Source organism: Nitrospinota bacterium (assembly GCA_029881495.1).
Lineage (GTDB): Bacteria > Nitrospinota_A > UBA7883 > JACRGQ01 > JACRGQ01 > JAOUMJ01.
The window spans coordinates 16,535-34,618 of sequence record JAOUMJ010000030.1 but is presented as its reverse complement, the minus strand read 5'-3'; the positions used below and the strand labels follow the sequence as shown (position 1 = coordinate 34,618).

General features: G+C 49.1%; 21 protein-coding genes. 12 read left to right on the top strand and 9 right to left on the bottom strand.

Annotated elements, in window-relative coordinates; genetic code table 11:
* Positions 1-718 (bottom strand): hypothetical protein (locus tag OEY64_11335; protein MDH5543544.1); only part of this gene is annotated, 718 nt, incomplete at its 3' end.
* A 248-nt stretch (positions 719-966) separates the two neighbouring features.
* Here OEY64_11335 and OEY64_11330 point away from each other — a divergent pair.
* Positions 967-1,413 carry a hypothetical protein gene (locus OEY64_11330; GenBank protein ID MDH5543543.1) on the top strand — a complete coding sequence of 149 codons (447 nt, stop codon included), beginning with the start codon at positions 967-969 and terminating at the stop codon, positions 1,411-1,413.
* 70 nt (positions 1,414-1,483) lie between these two features.
* Entirely contained in the window at positions 1,484-3,688 is a 2,205-nt protein-coding gene (locus tag OEY64_11325) for a GAF domain-containing protein (GenBank protein MDH5543542.1), read from the top strand.
* Between the two features lie 159 nt (positions 3,689-3,847).
* Here the strand turns inward: OEY64_11325 and OEY64_11320 are convergent, their stop codons facing one another.
* A complete protein-coding gene (locus OEY64_11320) occupies positions 3,848-5,143 on the bottom strand; it encodes a PilZ domain-containing protein (protein ID MDH5543541.1) in 1,296 nt (431 codons plus the stop codon).
* Between the two features lie 188 nt (positions 5,144-5,331).
* Between OEY64_11320 and OEY64_11315 the strand changes: the two genes are divergently transcribed.
* Together OEY64_11315 and OEY64_11310 are read left to right on the top strand one after the other, a co-directional pair.
* Positions 5,332-5,733: a response regulator gene (locus OEY64_11315; GenBank protein ID MDH5543540.1), complete on the top strand. Its 402-nt coding sequence runs from the start codon at positions 5,332-5,334 to the stop codon at positions 5,731-5,733.
* Positions 5,734-5,778: 45 nt separating this feature from the next.
* Entirely contained in the window at positions 5,779-6,663 is an 885-nt protein-coding gene (locus tag OEY64_11310) for a DUF1848 domain-containing protein (protein MDH5543539.1), read from the top strand.
* A gap of 86 nt (positions 6,664-6,749) precedes the next feature.
* Here OEY64_11310 and OEY64_11305 read toward each other — a convergent pair whose 3' ends face one another.
* Positions 6,750-6,959, bottom strand: a complete 210-nt coding sequence (locus OEY64_11305) for a dodecin family protein (GenBank protein MDH5543538.1) — start codon at positions 6,957-6,959, stop codon at positions 6,750-6,752.
* A 177-nt stretch (positions 6,960-7,136) separates the two neighbouring features.
* On the opposite strand from OEY64_11305, the gene OEY64_11300 reads away from it, so the two are divergent.
* The gene (locus tag OEY64_11300; protein ID MDH5543537.1) at positions 7,137-7,514 is read left to right on the top strand and encodes a DoxX family membrane protein; all 378 of its coding nucleotides are present in this window, start codon (positions 7,137-7,139) and stop codon (positions 7,512-7,514) included.
* Between the two features lie 95 nt (positions 7,515-7,609).
* Here OEY64_11300 and OEY64_11295 read toward each other — a convergent pair whose 3' ends face one another.
* A complete protein-coding gene (locus OEY64_11295) occupies positions 7,610-8,392 on the bottom strand; it encodes a hypothetical protein (GenBank protein MDH5543536.1) in 783 nt (260 codons plus the stop codon).
* Between the two features lie 236 nt (positions 8,393-8,628).
* On the opposite strand from OEY64_11295, the gene OEY64_11290 reads away from it, so the two are divergent.
* The 3 genes from OEY64_11290 to nfi all read left to right on the top strand — a co-directional run bounded on the left by OEY64_11290 (position 8,629) and on the right by nfi (position 10,317).
* Positions 8,629-9,093: a hypothetical protein gene (locus OEY64_11290; GenBank protein MDH5543535.1), complete on the top strand. Its 465-nt coding sequence runs from the start codon at positions 8,629-8,631 to the stop codon at positions 9,091-9,093.
* Positions 9,094-9,255: 162 nt separating this feature from the next.
* Positions 9,256-9,543, top strand: a complete 288-nt coding sequence (locus OEY64_11285) for a hypothetical protein (GenBank protein MDH5543534.1) — start codon at positions 9,256-9,258, stop codon at positions 9,541-9,543.
* 87 nt (positions 9,544-9,630) lie between these two features.
* On the top strand, positions 9,631-10,317 hold the full coding sequence (gene nfi, locus OEY64_11280) for a deoxyribonuclease V (GenBank protein MDH5543533.1): 687 nt from the start codon (positions 9,631-9,633) through the stop codon (positions 10,315-10,317).
* 7 nt (positions 10,318-10,324) lie between these two features.
* On the opposite strand, the gene OEY64_11275 is transcribed toward nfi, so the two are convergent.
* Both OEY64_11275 and OEY64_11270 read right to left on the bottom strand, forming a co-directional pair.
* Positions 10,325-10,777: a MarR family transcriptional regulator gene (locus tag OEY64_11275; protein ID MDH5543532.1), complete on the bottom strand. Its 453-nt coding sequence runs from the start codon at positions 10,775-10,777 to the stop codon at positions 10,325-10,327.
* Positions 10,767-11,420, bottom strand: a complete 654-nt coding sequence (locus tag OEY64_11270; GenBank protein MDH5543531.1) for a YceI family protein — start codon at positions 11,418-11,420, stop codon at positions 10,767-10,769. The genes OEY64_11275 and OEY64_11270 overlap by 11 nt, the downstream gene beginning before the upstream one ends.
* Positions 11,421-11,616: 196 nt before the next feature.
* On the opposite strand from OEY64_11270, the gene yhbY reads away from it, so the two are divergent.
* From yhbY to OEY64_11255, 3 genes are all read left to right on the top strand, one after another.
* The gene (yhbY, locus tag OEY64_11265; GenBank protein ID MDH5543530.1) at positions 11,617-11,922 is read left to right on the top strand and encodes a ribosome assembly RNA-binding protein YhbY; all 306 of its coding nucleotides are present in this window, start codon (positions 11,617-11,619) and stop codon (positions 11,920-11,922) included.
* A gap of 130 nt (positions 11,923-12,052) precedes the next feature.
* The gene (locus tag OEY64_11260) at positions 12,053-12,424 is read left to right on the top strand and encodes a hypothetical protein (protein ID MDH5543529.1); all 372 of its coding nucleotides are present in this window, start codon (positions 12,053-12,055) and stop codon (positions 12,422-12,424) included.
* 32 nt (positions 12,425-12,456) lie between these two features.
* Positions 12,457-13,161, top strand: coding sequence for a cation transporter (locus OEY64_11255; GenBank protein MDH5543528.1), 705 nt, complete (start codon positions 12,457-12,459; stop codon positions 13,159-13,161).
* Between the two features lie 28 nt (positions 13,162-13,189).
* On the opposite strand, the gene OEY64_11250 is transcribed toward OEY64_11255, so the two are convergent.
* A complete protein-coding gene (locus OEY64_11250) occupies positions 13,190-13,522 on the bottom strand; it encodes a hypothetical protein (GenBank protein MDH5543527.1) in 333 nt (110 codons plus the stop codon).
* Positions 13,523-13,555: 33 nt separating this feature from the next.
* The gene (locus OEY64_11245; protein ID MDH5543526.1) at positions 13,556-14,518 is read right to left on the bottom strand and encodes a hypothetical protein; all 963 of its coding nucleotides are present in this window, start codon (positions 14,516-14,518) and stop codon (positions 13,556-13,558) included.
* Between the two features lie 242 nt (positions 14,519-14,760).
* Here OEY64_11245 and OEY64_11240 point away from each other — a divergent pair, with 242 nt between their 5' ends.
* On the top strand, positions 14,761-15,744 hold the full coding sequence (locus tag OEY64_11240; GenBank protein ID MDH5543525.1) for a diguanylate cyclase: 984 nt from the start codon (positions 14,761-14,763) through the stop codon (positions 15,742-15,744).
* A 26-nt stretch (positions 15,745-15,770) separates the two neighbouring features.
* On the opposite strand, the gene OEY64_11235 is transcribed toward OEY64_11240, so the two are convergent.
* Positions 15,771-17,936, bottom strand: a complete 2,166-nt coding sequence (locus tag OEY64_11235) for a CHASE domain-containing protein (GenBank protein ID MDH5543524.1) — start codon at positions 17,934-17,936, stop codon at positions 15,771-15,773.
* Between the last annotated feature and the right edge of the window lie 148 nt (positions 17,937-18,084).

Genomic DNA, 18,084 nt, shown 5'->3' with positions numbered 1-18,084 from the left:
AGCTGATCGGCCCCCTGAGATCGTGCGAGACCAGTGAGACGAACTTGTCTTTCAATTTAGTCGCGTTTTCCGCCTTTTCCTTCGCATCTTGTAACAGGTGGTTAAGGGCTAGCGTACGTATAGCGTTATTGTTTATTTGAAGTCCGATAATTGTCATGCCTACAACAAAGGTCGCCAGGCAAATGGAAAATATGACGCCCCCTTCCACGTCTGCGACCAAATAATAAACGGACTGGGGCACCATAGCGGAAATGATGTAAACGGAACTAAGTCCTTTGAGGTATATGTGGATAGTAACTGCCCCTATGGAAAAGAGTGCAGTTATCACTATCAGGTAAACCATCGCGTTCTCAACGCCGTGAAAGGCAAGGTTCATGTATATAATGTTATAAGAAAGACCAACGACGGCTAAATTATAATAGAGGCGCCTCCCCCACGACTTAATCTCTTCATCGGGAACCGCAGAGGAATTAAACTTTCGAGTTGAGTACAGGTCGAAAAGAAGGTATAAAAAAAATGCCGAAACCAGCAGCAGGTTGCTAAACCAGGTTTCTTCGGTCCAGCCTGTGTATAAGGTCGCCAAGACAATGGAGATGTGGGTGAGAATGGTACGGGCTCTAACACGGTAAAGAATTCGGACACATTCCGGGTATATCTTATCTGAATATTTATCTATCTCCTCAGGATCCAGCACGGTCGCGTTATTCGAGTTTCCCATCAAATTTCCTCTCGCCACGGACTTATTACAGCAATTACCCGAGGATGTATCAGCATGATGTATCTGTAGATTTTGGTTTGTTCAGATGAATGCTACCAAATATGGTTATAGCTTTCAAACAGGCCAGTCTAGATTTCGACTTCAAATTACTAAAACCTTTGTATTGGGCGGAGTTTTGCCCTTTCTCCTCCGAGTGGGGTAAACTTGGTATAAAATATGACCAAAGACTGGCCGGCATGAGGGGGAGTATGGAACTGGATATTCAGACGACCGAGGAGCATGAACTCCGCAAGGAGAACAGGCATCTCATGGAGACCGTATCCGCTCTTCGCGAGAAGATGGAGTCCCTCCAATTCGCCGAAAAACAGAAAATCCAGACAGCTGTCGCTGAAGTGAATATCGAGGTGGAGCAGTTGAAGGAGACCGTATCCGCCCTTCGCGAGAGGCTGGAAGGGCTTCAAATGGAGAAGCAGAGCGCGGTACAGAGGGCGGTATCGTCAGCGAACGACGAGATCCTGCAGCTAAAGAACGCGATCGGCGCGCTGAGGGATCAGATAGCCGCCACGAAAATAAGGCATGCCTCGGAGAAACAGAAAACAAAGCTTGAGCATATGAATGAAATAAAGCAGTTGCATGAAACCGTGCAGGGATTAAGGGACGAAATGGAAGTGCGAAATGGCAAAGGCAAAAAGTAAAAGCAAACCCGGTTTATCAGCCGGCAAGGGGGTATTGAACGGCAACGGCCGCCTGCGCCAGCTGGAGATAATGCTCGACGCCTCCAAGGTGCTTGCCGGATACGATACCCTGGACGGGATGCTAAAGGCACTTGTAGAGATAGCAAGCGAAGTGGTCGAGGCAGACCGAGGAACACTATTCCTGAATGACCAAAAGACGGGGGAGCTATACTCCCGTTTCGCGCAGGGGCGGTTCATGCGCGAGATAAGGATAATGAACAATGCCGGCGTGGCGGGATATGTTTTCACCTCCGGTAAAAGCGAGATCATCCACGACGCCTATCAGAACGAACATTTTGACGATTCGATAGACAAGGAGACCGGGTACCACACGAAGACGATACTTTGCGCGCCAGTCAAGACGGTAAAGGGGGAGATAATAGGCGTGATACAGCTTCTCAATAAGAAAAAGGGGCGGTTCACAAGGAAAGATCTTGAGCTGATAGAAGCGATCACGACGCAAACCGCAGTAATCCTCCAGAGCGCGCAGATAGTGGAAAACATGGAGCTCAAGCGGAAGCAGGAGATGGAATTCCTCGATGTGGTCTCGGACATGACCTCCGAGATAAACCTCAACTCCCTCCTGAAAAAGGTAATGAGTGAGGCGACGCGGATGCTGAACGCCGACCGTTCGACACTCTTCCTAAACGACGAGAAGACAAACGAGCTATGGTCGCAGGTTGGCGAAGGATTGCAGTCGGTTCAGATACGCCTCCCGAACCACCTCGGCATCGCCGGCGCGGTTTTCACTTCGGGGGAGACGGTCAACATACCTTACGCATACGCGGACCTGCGGTTCAACCCGTCATTCGACAAGAAGACCGGATATTTTACGAGATCGATACTCTGTACGCCGGTAATAAACAAGGACGGAAAGATAATAGGCGTTACGCAGGTGTTGAACAAGAAAGGTGGGCCGTTTACGGGGGAGGACGAGGCGCGTCTCAAGGCGTTCACGGCGCAGATATCGATAGGACTTGAAAACGCCAAACTCTTTGCCGACGTGCAGAACATGAAGAACTACAACGAGTCGATGCTTGAAAGTATGTCGAACGGAGTGGTGACGATGAACGCTGACGGCAAGATAGTTACGTGCAACGCCTCCGGATTGAGGATCATCGGGGTCACCGAAGGCGAAATAATCGGAAAGCAGGTGGAGGAGTTTTTCTCCGGTGACAATCTATGGGTGCTCGAAAAGATAAACAAGGTGAAGGAGACGCACGAAACCGAGCTTTTCATGGACGCGGAAGTTAAATTCGGAGAGGAGCCTGTTTCGGCGAACATTACGGTCCTTCCGCTTATGAGCGGCGAAAACAAATACCTCGGCGTTATGGTGATGATAGAGGATATCAGTAGCGAGAAGCGGATGAAGTCGACAATGTCGAGATACATGGATCCTGGAATAGCTGATCAGCTTATGGCCGGCGGGCAGGATATCCTAGGCGGCGTGAGCACCGTTGCCACTGTTCTTTTTTCGGACGTTAGGGGCTTTACCACCATCACCGAAGAGCTGGGGGCGCAGGGGACTGTAGCCCTGCTGAACGAATACTTCACGATAATGGTAGACGCCATCTCAAGGCAGGGGGGGATGCTGGATAAATTTATCGGTGACGCCATCATGGCGGCGTTTGGAATACCGGTTGCGCGCGACGATGATGAGGACAGGGGGGTTCGTGCCGCCATCTCGATGATAGTCGACATGCAGGAGTGGAACCAGAAAAGGATAAGCCAGGGACAAAAGCCTATCGATATGGGGATAGGATTGAATACCGACAATGTCGTATCGGGAAATATCGGCTCGCCGAAGAGGGTGGACTACACGATGATAGGGGATGGCGTGAATCTCGCGGCGAGGCTCGAGAGCGCGTGCAAGCAGTACTCCGCGCGCATCATCATAAGCGAGAACACATATAAAAAACTGAAAGGGACTTACAGGGTGAGGTCCATCGACGACGTGGTGGTGAAAGGTAAGACCAAACCGGTCGAGATCTACGAGGTGCTCGATTACTACGACGACAAGTCGTTCCCCAACCTGATGGAAGTGGTCGGATATTTCAACGAGGGGAGAAAGGATTACAAAGGGGGTAACTGGGAGAAGGCGATCGAAAAATTCCGGAAGGTGCTCACGCTGAATCCCGGCGACAAGCTGTCGGAAACCTATATAGAGCGGTGCGAACATCTTAAGGCTGAGAATGTTGCCGACTGGGATGGCGTCTGGAAGATGACGTCAAAGTAGCAATCCGCCTTCCGCAGAAACTAAAATTCATCTTCGATATGCAAACACGGGTATCTGCATAAGCTTCCGTTTACCGTGAGTTATTCCTCAGCCATTCCTTGCACTTTTACGCAAAAGCAGGGGGCATGGGTGGTTTGCCCCTTTTCCGGAAATTGTGGTCTAGAGCTTCTCCAGGAATTCGCCAAGCGCTTTGAGATGTTTATCTACGGACTTGTCGAACTCGATACCGATATGATAGTAGACGTTCCCTACCGGGTCCTTGAAATCCTTTCTGTAAACCACCTTTCCGGAAGCGGTCACGGTCAGATCCTTTACTTCGATAGGGAAGCTGATGGTCACCTTGCTGTCCGATTTGAAATCGGTTTCGGATGTAAAGAGTACACCGCCGAGGCTGAGGTTTATCATTGTCCCCTCGGAAGTTCCGGCGGAGCCGGTTTTCTGAAGCGTAACCGGGAGGGCTACTTCATACCGTTCGAATTTGCGGAGCGAGTTCTCGAATATCTGTAGCGGTTTGAGCGCGAATATCTCGTACGGCCTTACTATCCCCGCGATGCCGGGAATGCTTATCGGCTGAAGCGCCTGAGCGCGCACCTGAGGCCCGACCTTTTCAAAAGTGGAGTGCGAGATTACCGTGGAATTCGGACTGGCATTCGAAAGAATTCTCACGCTTATCTGGATCGGATCCCCCACGAGGGTATACACGTCGATATCGGGAGAGCTTACGTTTCCCGCGATAACCGTCCCGGTGCATATCCCGACCTTGTGGTCGAACGGGGGGAGGCCTTTTTCAACCCACATCCTTTTAAGCCTGTTGAACGCCTGGTGCATCTCAAGAGCGGAGGCTATAGCGTTTATGTGACTCTCCGGCATGAATGAGGGGGCTCCGAATACCGCCATGACGCCGTCGCCGAGGAATTTGTTTACGTTTCCGCCATTCTTCGAGATAACCTCCGGCATTACGGAAAAATATTCGCTCAGTATGTTTATGATGTTTTCCGGTTTCTGTCCTGTCACCGAGCTGTTGAAATCGCATATCGTTGATACAAGGATTGTGCATTCCACCAGCTCTCCGCTCCGCGAGCCTTCGTGTTTTATGACCTTTTTGCCGGGCTTACCGGAGGATATCTTGTCTATTCTGGATTTTTGCTCAAGGTTCCCTATTGTTACCCTGTCGGATATCTTTTCCTCGATAAGTTTTTTAAGCAGAGCGGCGGCATCTTTCAGCTTTTCATCGGGCTTTGCGGGGGAATGAGCGTACAGTGTTGCGACCTTGAAAGACTCCACGTTTATGTCGGATTCGTAGATATTTATTGCATTCTCGTTTATTTCCGCCCCAATGATCGGATTTTCGTCGTCAGTCGGCAGGATTGAAAAATCCATCCCGGCGATTCCGGTAAACCTGGCAAGGAGTCCGGCCAGTTCCTCCTTCGGCAGGTATTTGTATATATCGCTCATATGCGGGTTATTTTAGAACAAAATGACCTCGTGATGCCTGATGATATTCAAATGTGGGATTACCGTACCAAAATGGAGTGAACATATCGGGCGTAGGAGCCGGTTTATTAATTTTTCGTGAAAAGTTTGTTAAACTGGGCAGTAAAGACATTCGCGAGCAGATAAACGACTTTTCAAAGAGGGCTGAAATGAAAATTCTCATAGTGGACGACTCAAGCACAATCAGGGTTTTTATCGAGCGTCTGTTGAACCTCGGCGGTTACAAGGATATTGTCATGGCGGAATCAGCCATGGAGGCGTTCCAGATCCTCGGCATGAGGGATAAGGGGACAACATCGACCGACATAGATGTAATAATGCTCGACGTGGTAATGCCGAAGATAGACGGCTTGTCGGTATGCAAAAAGATAAGGGAGCGGGACTACCTCCGGAATATTCCGATCGTAATGGTGAGCGGAAACGAGGAGAAGAAGGACATGGAGGAGGCGTTGAAATGCGGGGCGAACCATTATCTCACCAAGCCTATACAGAAGGCCGAACTGCATGCCGTAATGCAGAAAATCGAGAGTGAATTGAACAGTTCCCATTAATTTTCCTGCATATCGCTCCCGGCAACTTCGCTATATCATGTGAGGATGATCATAAGCGCAAGCCGAAGGACAGATATCCCGGCTTTTTATTCGAAATGGTTCTTTAACAGGATAAGGAGCGGCTACTGCGTTACGAAAAATCCGTATAACCCCTCGCAGGTTTACAAGGTATCGCTGAAGCCGGAGGATGTGGACGTCTTTGTCTTCTGGAGCAAAAATCCGGAGCCGATGATGCCGTTTCTCCCCATGCTCGATGATTCAGGGTACAGGTACTATTTTCTCTTCACGCTGAATGACTATCCAAAAGAGCTAGAGGCGAACATCCCCCCCTTGAAGGCTCGCCTGGAAACCTTCAAAATACTTTCAGGCATACTCGGGCGGGAGCGGGTCATATGGAGATATGATCCGATAATCATCTCAAGCAAGACCGGATGGGATCATCATCGAATGAAATTTGCCGAGCTTTCCGGTGAGCTTGAAGGGAGTACGGCGCGCGTGATGGTAAGTCTTGTGGAGTATTACCGAAAGACCTTAAGCAACCTTGCGAAACTGGAGCCTGGGAAATACGAATTTGATACGGGCGCGGCTGGCAAAGCCGAAACGGATTCGCTCCTTCGCTCCATGGCTGAAACGGCTTCTATGCGCGGGATGGAGATATTTTCATGCGCGTCCGGGGCTGACTACGGAGACGCGGGGGTCAAGGCCGGTCGGTGCATAGATGCGGAACTGATAAACGGCCTGTGGGATATTAATGTTTCGCAAAAGAAGGATCCGGGGCAGAGGAAGTTTTGCAAATGCGCGGTCAGCAGGGATATCGGGGCGAACGATACATGCATTCATGACTGTCCTTACTGTTATGCGACAAAAAACCATCCGCTCGCGACTGAGCGGTACAGAAACCATGATCCGGAATCGGAATACCTCGGCTGATAATGCGCTCTGCATTCTGCCGGGGAGAGCTTCCTGAAGGGATTTACCTTTCCCTTCAGGAGAACCAGTTCCCGAAAACCGTATTCCTAATCCCTGTATTTGAAGGAAAGACGGAGACGGGTGCGATACGCGACAGGTTTGCCGTCTTCAATCTTTATATCCTGCTGTACCACTTCCGCGATCCTGAGGTCGGACAGGCTTTTGCTGGCTCTTTCAATAGCGGTACTAGCGGCTTTTTCCCACGATTCCGAATGAGTTCCTATGATCTCTATCACTTTATATGCGCTTCCAGACATGGTCCCTCCTTTGAAAAGATTGTTTTATCGACTATTAAATAATAACATTATTTTTAAACTGTCGGCGTAGATTTGGAATGCCGAAGAGAGTGTCATATAATTTTCATGTGAAGGCGTTTTTTATAGAAGCCTTCATCCAAAAAGGTTTTACAAATTTCATTTCATGGGGGTAGCAAAATGTTCAAGAATCTTGTAATTGCGGCGCGTGTTGTGCTCGGTCTTATCTTTGTGGTTGCAAGTTCAAATTATTTTTTTCATTTTTTTGATATGCCGTCCATGGGGCTTAAAGGGAAGACCTTTTTAATGAGCCTCGGCGCAACCGGATACCTGATGACGCTCATCAAACTTATCGAGCTTATAGGAGGCGCGCTTTTGATGGTCGGCTTCTTCGTTCCCCTGGCCATTTTCGCCCTTGCGCCGATTGTTCTGAACATTATTCTGTTCCATGTGTTCCTCGACACTGGCGGTATGCCGATTGCCATAGTCCTGGGCGCGCTTGAAGGATTCCTCGGATTCTCTTACTGGGACAGTTACCGCCGCATTTTTGAGATTTGACGTTTCAGTCGGCTGTTCGGCGTGATGCCAAATGCGCGCAACGGGGGAGTGACGTTCCTAAGTATTGATCATGGGTACAGGCCGACTTTAATTGTTTAAAAGGCGTAACCGATAGCGAGGGCCGACTGGGTGACATCATAAGTGTATTTTGCGTCGAAACCGATGCTTGATTCGATCGATAATCGCAAGATCACCCCGCTTGAGTGAGGGGAGAAACGGCATTCGGTATACACGATCACGTTAATGGCCGCTCCCAAGCCGCTGAAATTTATCCGTTCACTGTTGGCAACGGTCTGTTCGGTAAATTCAGTCGTTACATAGGCATCCCCGTTCATATACTGCAGTCCGGGTCCTGTGCCTGCTCCGAACCGGATTATCGGCCCCCTGCTTCCTCCCGGCCTCCACGGTATGAAGAGGGTCGGGATATAGCTAAGTACGGCCGATTCCGCGGAGGTTCCTACATTTGAGGATTTAAAAACATTTCTGGATACATCCTTCAGCACCTGGGTATCGGTGCTGAAATAGGAAAGCACGATCGAGATCGATGAATAGGTAGGGATTCCAAACGCGGAGCCGAAATAGCTGGTGACGCCGTATCTCCCGACCTCCATTCCGAAACCGCTATCGGTGCCGAATTCCCCCCTCTTTTCAAGGTCGCCGGTATAGATGATCAGGCTTTTGGGATTTGCCCCTATCGATATCATGTAATACGGGGTTTCGTATGGAATGCTGGACGCGTTTGATCGGCTGGAGTACGCTGAATATCCATGCTCTCCCGGCTCTTTTGCGATTGATGCATGAGGAAAAACGAGGATAATCAAGAATAGAGCGAAAATAAAAAACTGCGAAAACCGTGCAGGAATGGAGGCGCTTTCCATAAGATATCACTTCCTTGATAGGGGGTCTTTTTCCTTATCTCCCTTCCTGACTATAGTATATTGGAACCATTGGCAGGCGCACAACTTGAATAGGGAATATTTATCATCTTTGTGAAGCAGAGAGGGTACGCCTGATGCGGAATCTATATATAATGATCGCAGAGTTTTTCCCAGCCGCCTGTTATCGAATTGCCGGGCAGGGTTCAGTTTGTTCTGGAAATTACCGAGAAGATGATATGCATGTTTTTGCCGTGATAAGAAGGTTGTTTATTTCCGCTGTTTTTCTCTTCTTCATATTCAGCTCCGCCGGTTGCGGACCCGGCCAGCCGCTTGAGGCATTGACCGTCATTGCGATGCAGCCGCAGGAGGAGGATCTAACGCCTGATCCGAACAATTTCGACAGCGACGGACGGAAGATAGCTGGAGGGTGCGACCATGCGGCAGATTACCAATGTTATGAGTATTCAAGCACAGCCGGGTACTACCACAGCGAAGCGCAATATCTGATTGACAACTGCGGTCAGCAGAACGGCAACTGGATAAGACTTGGATGTCCGCAAACAAGTCCGATAGGTTATTGCGCCCGCCGCTATACAGGCGATCAGTACGTGAGGAGATATTTTTACGCTAACCACCCATGGGGTCTGTCGGGCGCTATCGAATACTGTATGCAGAATAACGGAACCTGGACCTATATTTAAACCGTTGATGCCAAAGCGCGTTGCACTTCGCGGTCGTAAAGGGCTTCGTGCTCTAGCGGCATCACAGCGGAGGGGGGCGTTCGGAAAAGGCGGGGCTTGAAAGCGGGATTACAATAATTTATTGTAGCAACTGGGTTTGTGAAAAATTACAGGAGTATACAGATGAGAGTTTTTCTTCTATGCGCGCTGGTTGTTCTTTTGTCCCAGTCGGCGCAGGCCTATGACGATATGGAGATGCGGGACAGGTGGTCGCAACAGGTAATGGCGGTCAAAAAGGGGGCGTGTGATTCCGAAGATGAGGAAGCTGTGAAGAAGAAACTTCTGTACGCCGCTTCGCTCATCATGCATGGAGAGTATATCGAAGCGAGGGCTTCCATAAAGACGGCTGAGGATAACGCGAAGGATGGCAGGTGCAAGGAAGCTGTCCCTAGGGCAATGAAACCGCAGTAGCGGGTATATTCTGCAACCGTCCGTCCATGACGCTGGCGCATCGTCGAAGGTGTGCGCTCTTCTTCAGCTTCTGCAAGGAAGGCGGTTTTGAAAATAAATTACCTGCATCAATGGAACGTCGGATACAACGAAGCGTCGGCAATCCAGAAAAAACTCGCGGCGACTCTGAAGTTCATTCCTCCAGAGAGAAAAATCCGGCTTGTTGCCGGGGCGGACATATCCTCGAAGAAAGGGGACGACCGTTTATACGCCTCGGTGGTAGTTCTTCGAATTCCCGAAATGGAAATAATCGAGTCCCGATCCGCAGTGCTTAAAGCGGAGTTCCCGTATCTGCCGGGATTTTTAGCGTTCAGGGAAGTGCCCGTATTGTGCAAGGCATTTGAGAAATTGAACAACACCCCCGACGCTGTGATTTGCGACGGGCATGGGATCGCCCATCCGCGCGGACTCGGACTCGCGTCACATCTCGGTCTTTTCCTGGAGCTCCCAACCGTCGGGTGCGCGAAGAATCTTCTAGTTGGGGAATTTGACGCCGTAGGTAATGAAAGAATGGAGTGGAGCGAGCTTAGAGTGAACGGGGAGGGAGCCGGAGCGGTATTGCGAACTCGCACAGGGGTAAAACCTCTTTATGTATCACCGGGGCATTTGATGGATATTGGATCCAGCGTCCGGCTTGTGGAGGTATGCCTGACGCGGTACAGGCTTCCGGAGCCGACACGCCTCGCCCACCAGCATGTGAACAGCTTCAGGATGGAAAAGCAGGGAAAAAGATGATCCCGGTTCAAGCCGGGTCGTTGAATTTTCTGCGGAGTTTTTTGCAGAGCCTGAGAAGTGTTTCCTGCTCCTGCTTCGTTATTGCCTCGTTTATCATGGTAAAGAAACGGGAGTAGAGGAGGTTTACGACTTCGTCCTTCTGTTTCCTTGCCCACGGGGTCAAGCGGATTATGAAGGAGCGCGCGTCGCCTGGATCCAGCTCACGCGTTATCCATCCGTCACGCTCAAGCCTCTGGACAATCCTGGATACGGTCTGCTTCTCCTTCAGCGTAAGGTGGGATATCTCCTGCTGGTTCAGCTCTTTTTCCGACGACCAGAGAGTGACAAGTATCTGCCACTGCTCCGGCGTCATTTTATGATCCTTGAGTGTCCTTATCAGCTCCTGCCTGAAGAGCTGGGCGAGGCGGTATACGTTGAACGGAAGTTTGTCGTTTAGTACTCCCGGGATATTACCTGGCATTGCCCGTCGCGGTTTGCATGTTGAGGGCTTCGATGCCGGAAATCCTTTCGAGAAGGAGATGGGCGTGGAGTTCCAGTGCGTCGTCAGGATTTGCCATCATGCCGCCGGGACCGGCAGGGGGGACAACGACATTAAGTGTGGTGAAGGAGGTGGATAGGCTTGCCTGTACGACTTTGCCATTGCCCGATCCTGTAACCCATACAGAGAAGGTTACGTCCTTATCCTTTCCGTCTATTTTCAGCGTCCCCTGAATATCGGTCTTTCCGTCTTTTGCAAGAGCTTCGAAGGTTTCCCTGTCTATCGAGGCGCTGGTGAAGATCATCGGGGTGAGCCCTTTTCCACCGAGTATTTCGGCCACATGCTCGTCCCTCGGCCCGATGCTTTTGGAGTCGAATTTGTCAACCGGGATTACTACTTTAATAACCGCGCTTTTTGAATTGGCGCTCCATTCAAGTGCCGCGTCGGCGGAGCAGTTCTTCCCTATTACCTCCACATTCATGGAAAAGAACATTTTTTTCCCGGCCTTGTAGGCTACGCAGTGGTCGCCCGATTCGAAAATTTCCTTCTCAGCCGCATCGCTGACCGAAAAGGGGAGAAGTACCGCCACGGCGGCCAGTATTGTCAAAAGCTGTTTCCTTAACATGTTCGCTTCCTCCTGTTATGCAATGTTGGTGATATGTGCGGGTGATAATAGTAAGCTATGCGACTAATGTCAAAGGAAAATTTCAGGAGATGAGTGGATGTTCTGCCGGTTCGAAAAAGCTTCAATGCCGGGCCTTCTTTAAATGGAGAGCTTGGCTTTCTGCCTGAATATACATAGAATACCGGCTGGAGGAATAATGGAAAAACTTTCAAGCCGTCAAAGGAAGCATCTTAAGGCGCTAGCCCATCATCTGGACCCTCTTGTGCAGGTAGGTACAAAGGGTGTGACCGACAATCTGCTGGCGGCGGTCGACGAAGAGCTTGAAAGGCACGAGCTTATAAAGATAAAGTTCGACGATTTCAAGGACGAGAAAAAAGAGCTCACAAAAATAATCAGCGGGAAGACCTCCTCGGAAATAATCGGCTCTATAGGGAACGTGGTAATTCTTTTCAGGTACCAGCCGGACAGGGAAAAACGGAAGGTGGAACTTCCCGACGGTTAAACGCAGGGAGTTTGAGGAAAAATCGTGAATAAGCACGTCGTTGCGTGTAACGGCGCTGTCGCTCAGTCCGCCGAAATATCGGGACGGTGTACAGTTTTTAAGGTTGTTGTGATCTTTTAGGGATTGTTCGATGAATTATTACCTGGTATGCGCCGGCAGTTTGATAGTCCTTATGGGATTCTCCCATTCATATTACGGCGAAAAAAAGATACTTATCCCGCTTTTCTTGAAAGACGGCCTCCCCCCGCTGATGGGGAACCGGGAGATGGCAAGGCTGATAGTCAGATTTACCTGGCACCTTTCCACGTTATTCATGCTGGGGATCGCGGCGATACTTTTTCATTACGCGACTATCCCGAGAGCTGAGATACATGACCAGGTTTTGGAAATTTTGCGAATCACCTTCTCTGCATGTTTTTTACTGATCCTCTTTGGTATCCGCGGGAGATACCTCTCATGGGTACCGTTTCTCCTGATCTCCCTTTTTCTCTGGTTTGGATAGGGGCTTGCCGGGAAATCTGTCATAATCAAGAGATGAATGATAGCCCAAGTGGCGCGAGCACAGGCCCAAACAGTGAAGCAACCGGCAGATTCATAAAGAAAGCGGTTCTGCTTTCGTGGCTGACCATCAGCTATAACATTATTGAAGGTCTGGTTTCGGTCTATTTCGGGATTTCCAAGGAGTCGATCGCGCTTGCCGGTTTCGGATTGGACAGTTTTATTGAAGTAGGCTCGGCAACGCTGGTGCTTTGGAGGTTCCGTTCAGAATCTGCAGGCGTGAATGCTACTGCCGTGCTTGAGCTGAAAAAGGAGAGGATAGCGACTACCGGTATTTCAATCCTCTTCCTGCTTCTCGCGTTGGTGACCTTTGCAGGCTCGATATACAAGCTTGTCAATGTGGAATATCCGATATCAACATTACCCGGGTTCATAGTCGCTTCTCTCAGTTTGAGTTTCATGTATTTTTTATGGTACGAGAAGAGGGTCGTTGCACTGGCCCTTAACAGCGCAACGATGATGAAGGACGCGGCGTGTTCCATGGCGTGCATCAAGCTTTCGGTCATTCTTTTTGCCGGAAGCCTCCTGTATCTGGTCGTGCCGGAGTTATGGTGGGCGGATTCAGTCGCGGGGTTAGTGCTGTCTCTTCTTATCGGAAAGGAGGGGTGGGATACCTTTCAGGCGGCGAGAAGCCCGGAATTTTCAGGGGGCTGTGGATGTGAGGTAAAAGCAACAGAGTAGTTGCCGGTGGATTTATATTCAGTAATGGTCAGTCAACCCGCTCCATCCATTTTTTAATAGCATTTTCCCTGATCGCTTTTTGCTTAACTTCTTCTGATTCGGTAGTGGCTTCCTGGTCATGTTTCTCCTTGGTTTCGTACATGTTCTTTACCGCCAGCTGTCTGGCGTTCAGAAGTCGCTGGGGGTCGTTGTAGTTTGTGTCGTAAAGCTCCTTCCCCAGGTCTGTTTTTGGTTCAACAGGTTTTTCTTCCTTCTTTATTTCGGGCTTTCCTTCCGGTTTTTCACCGCCGCCGTTTTGAGGGCACGCGGAAATGGCGGTCATAGCACACAACATCAATAATGAAAACAGTATCCGTCTCATTCTCACTCTCCCGCCTGTTTTGAAAATACCGGCTTACGCTGTGAAATATACAAAACCGCTTCCAATAATGTAAAGAGCCAAAAGGATATATTTTGAAAAATTTGTCCCAAAGCCGCGCTTGCTCATCGCCAGCGATATCGAAACCAGCAATATCATGGCCAGGGATATGCCTGCCGGATACAGATTTGCCATCGAAATATCCTGGAAAATCGGATTTGAGTAGAAAGGATCAACAATAGAAAACATCAAAATATTGAAAAAACAGCTTCCTATGGTGTTCCCAATCGCCATGTCCACAGCATTTAGTCTGAGCGAAACGATGGCGATGACCAGTTCGGGGAGGCTGGTAGTCACTGCCAGGAAGATGTATCCAATGAACGACTGGCCAAGCCCGGTGACTTTTTCTATGTCGTCCGATATCAACGCAAGCCAGTAGCCGGAGGCGACAACAACTGCTCCGCTTGCCACAACGACAGCTATTTCGACCCAGGCAGATCTGTTATTGGTTTTTTTTTCTCCGGCTGTTCCTTCCCTCTCCTGGGCAAAAAGGAGGAATACTCCAACGCCGTAGATCAAAAGCAGGAGAAAGCTGTCCAGCGCGAGGCCGAAGTAAACACCGAAACCATGCATGGCGATCGCGGTCATGCTGACAACCGTCATGGTAACGGAAAGGGATATGCTTTTCTGATGGCGCGCTTTCGAAATGGCGTAGATGGATGTTGTTCCAAGCAGGAAATCGAGAATTGCAAGTATCAGCATATTGAAGGTGTTGGATCCGAAAATATTCCCCGCGGCGAGATCCGGTTTGCCAAGATAGGCGATGACGGAATAGGTTGTGCCGAGTTCGGGAAGCGAGCTTACGATTGAAAGAAATATAAGGCCGATAAAGGCCCCTGAGATGTTCAGCTTCTCCCCCATCTTTTCGGAATATACCGTCAGGATGGTGCCCGATATCGTAATAACGAGTGCGGCAAGCAGGAACTTTATCCAGATCATATCGACATCATAATATAAATATGTTTTGCCGGTCCTAATAATTCCTTCGACCACGCGCCGATGTGATGAGATCTATGAGAAAGGGCGGGGGTAGTTCAGGATTCCAGAATGAAAAAATAATGGAAAACCAATTCATTTGTAATAGAATCTTTATGCGGGATGGTAATAATACAGCCTGGAAAATGTGAATGATTGTGTAATGTTTTGAGCAGGAATATGCAACTATATATAGCGGGGAAGATGTGAAAATTTTAGCAGTAGATGATTCGCAGCACGACTTGGAACTTTTTGAAGCGATTATCGACAAGATCGGAGGGATCGAATTGGTAAGAGCCGGTTCTGCGGAAGAGGCGTTCGGAATTCTAGGGATCAGCAGAAATGGCAAGGTGGTAAAAGATATTGACCTGATTCTTCTCGATATACATCTCCCCATGGTTGACGGTATTGAAGCCTGCAAAAAAATAAAAAGCATCGACGCATTCCGGGACCTGCCGATAGTAGTTGTCACGGCTATGGGGAAGGAGGAATCTCTCCAGCCGGCGTTCGATGCAGGGGCGATAGATTTTCTCGAGAAACCTTTTAACAAGGTCGAGTTTATCGCAAGGGTAAATTCAGTGCTGAAATTAAAGCGGGAGATGGATTTGCGCAAGGCGAGGGAAAAGGAACTGGAAGAGGCCACGCGGAAATTATCGCAGTCCAACAGGGAACTTGAGAGGCTTTCGCGAATTGATTCGCTTACAGGTCTGTCAAACAGGATGCACTTTGATGAACTGTTCGAGAGAGAGTGGAAAAGATGCGCAAGGGATAAAAAACTGTTCTCGATCATTTTGATAGATATTGATTATTTCCGGGCGTATAACGATGCGTACGGAATGCAGGAAGCTGATACATGTCTTCGAAAAATTGGACAAAGATTGGCAAAGATCGCCCAACGGCCCGCCGACCTGGTTTCCAGATATAGCGCGGATCAATTCGCGATAATCCTTCCCGAGATAGAGCCAAAGGACGCGGAAAAGATGGCAAAAGATGCCCATGGCGCCATTGAGGCCATGAAGATCGAGCATAAGCTTTCGAAAGTATCAAGTTATGTTTCCGTGTCTATCGGCTGCGCGAGCGACCATCCAAGCGAAAAGGTATCTTCCTATAGCCAGATCAAGGAAGCCGACAAGGCGCTGGTCAAGGCAAAACGGGAAGGAAGGAACAGGATAGTTTGTAGCAAGACCTAGCGAGGGTAAGCTGTTTCCGGCAGTTTTCAGGAACTGATAATGGACAGAGGGCAAATAAAATGGAAGGTGCTGCCAATCCCTTCCTGACTCTCGAACCAGATTTCTCCCCCCATGATCTCTATCAGCCTTTTTGATGTGGCAAGCCCTATGCCGATACCGCCGAATTTTCTAGTTATGGAACCATCGACCTGCTTGAAGGCCTGGAAGATGGCATCCTTTTTATCTTCGGGAATTCCGATGCCGGAATCCTTGATGGCAAAATGATATTTTGCCGATTTTCCGTTTTTTTCGTGTAATTCGGCCATGAAAACGATCCTTCCTGTTTCGGTGAACTTTACCGCGTTTGAAAGTATCATTTTGATAATGCGGCTTAGTTTCCCGGCGTCCCCTTTTAGCAGGGTTGGTGTGTTTTCGCCTATGCTTATTTCCATCTGGATCTTTTTGTTCAGCAGTTCCTTTTCGACGCCTGCAATGTTTGAATCAATTAAATCCATGAGGTTGAATTCGCTTTCCGAAATGTAGGATTCTCCGAATTCCGAATTCGACAGCTCCAATATCTCGTTTATAAGTGAGAGGAGTTTGGCGGAGGAGCCCTTTATCATGTCTGAAAATTTCCTTTGGCGTTCGTCAAGTTCAGTTTTTGAGAGGAGGTTTGAAAAGCCGATAATGCTGTTGAGAGGCGTATTGAGCTCATGGCTGATATTTGCAAGGAATTCCGATTTAAACCTGTTTGCCTCTTCCGCGGAATCACGGGCTTTTCGCATCTCCTTCACGGCATTTTTGATCTTGGTAACGTCACGGGCAGAGCCTCTGTAGCCGAGGAATGCGCCTTGCTTATCCGTCACCGGGACGCCGCTGAATTCAAGATAGACGATATGCCCTTTCTTGCTGAGATGCCGAGCTACAAAAGACCTGAAGGGAGTTTGTGTTTGGAAATTCTTTTCGACAGTCTTTTTAAATCCGGAATTGGTATCCCCCTCGAAAAAATTAAGGTAGTGATTTCCCGTAAGCTCAGCCGGTTTATACCCGAGCAGTTTTTCGATCACAGGGCTGACGTATGTGTATTTTCCCTCCGCATCCAATTCCCATATCATTTCGTTGGAGTTCTCAACGATGTCATAAAAACGCTTTTCCGACAATACTGAAAGCGCCTCCGCCACCCCCTTCTTTTCAAGGGATTCGACAAACATGTAAAGAAGCATGCTGATGAATACCCCGCCAATAAGCACCAGCAAGGCCGAGTTTGTGTAGAAATTCGGGGAGAGGTCTTCCTTCGGCTGGAAAACCGATTGCCATGTTCTCCCGCCGATCTCCATTGTGTTTGTGAATACAAGCTTTTCAAAATCGGAGCTGTTTTGGTATCCGGCTTCTTCCCCATTGCTGTACAGCAATATTTTGCCGCTTTCACCAGGCTGTTCTTTGTTGGCATTGGCGGGGCCTAGGTCGAACAGCTGAAAGTGAATCTTCCTCTCCAGACGGTTTCCAAGCATCCCTTTCATCAGATCAGAGATGTTGAAAACACCCGACACAAATCCTTCAAGAGCTTCTCTTCTCTCTGAAACGCTGTTTCGGGGGAGTTCATTTTTGTATATTGGAAAATGCATTACGAGACCTGGTATTCCATAAAGGAGATCAAGTTTTCCAGTCAGGGTCATCGCGCCGGTGTCCCGGGCAGCTTCAATAACCGGTTTCCTTTCTTGCCCGTACGCGGCGTCAAACCCATGAGCCAGCGCGTTTTGCTCAAACGGTTCGTTGTAGTCTACGACGACATAATATTCCCTCTCGCCGGCAGGCTCGATTTTGAAATCTGGATACCCTTCCGCTTTCACGCTTCTGTCGCTCTTCACCCGTTGAATGAACTTTTCCTTATCCGCGTGACGGATGAATCTGGATAATTGTATTGCCCGGATTCCCGGATACCGTTTTGAAATTTCGATCGAGTTGTAATACCGGTTCCATTCCCCCCTGCTTACGCTGTTGTCAGCGTCATATAGGGCGCGTGCGCCGCGGATAACCTCCATATATATGTTCAGCCTCTCCTCTATGGATGATAGGGATTCTTTGACTTCGGCGTCATATTTGTCGGCCGCCTCGGTGATAATGTGGTGGCGGGTGAAGAGGGATATCGCGAATGTTATCAACAGCGAACCAACTAAAACCGGCAGTGAATACCGGCGGGTTTTTCTTCCCATTTTTGCCACCAACTTCTGTAATTTCGATAAAGGGAACAGGCAAGGCAGTAACCAACCGGGTAAAGTGTATTAGAAAAAATTAATTAGTGCAACATTTCGCAGTGGGAGGGGTTGCTGATCCACGGTTGCGCGGGAAGCAGCAACGAAG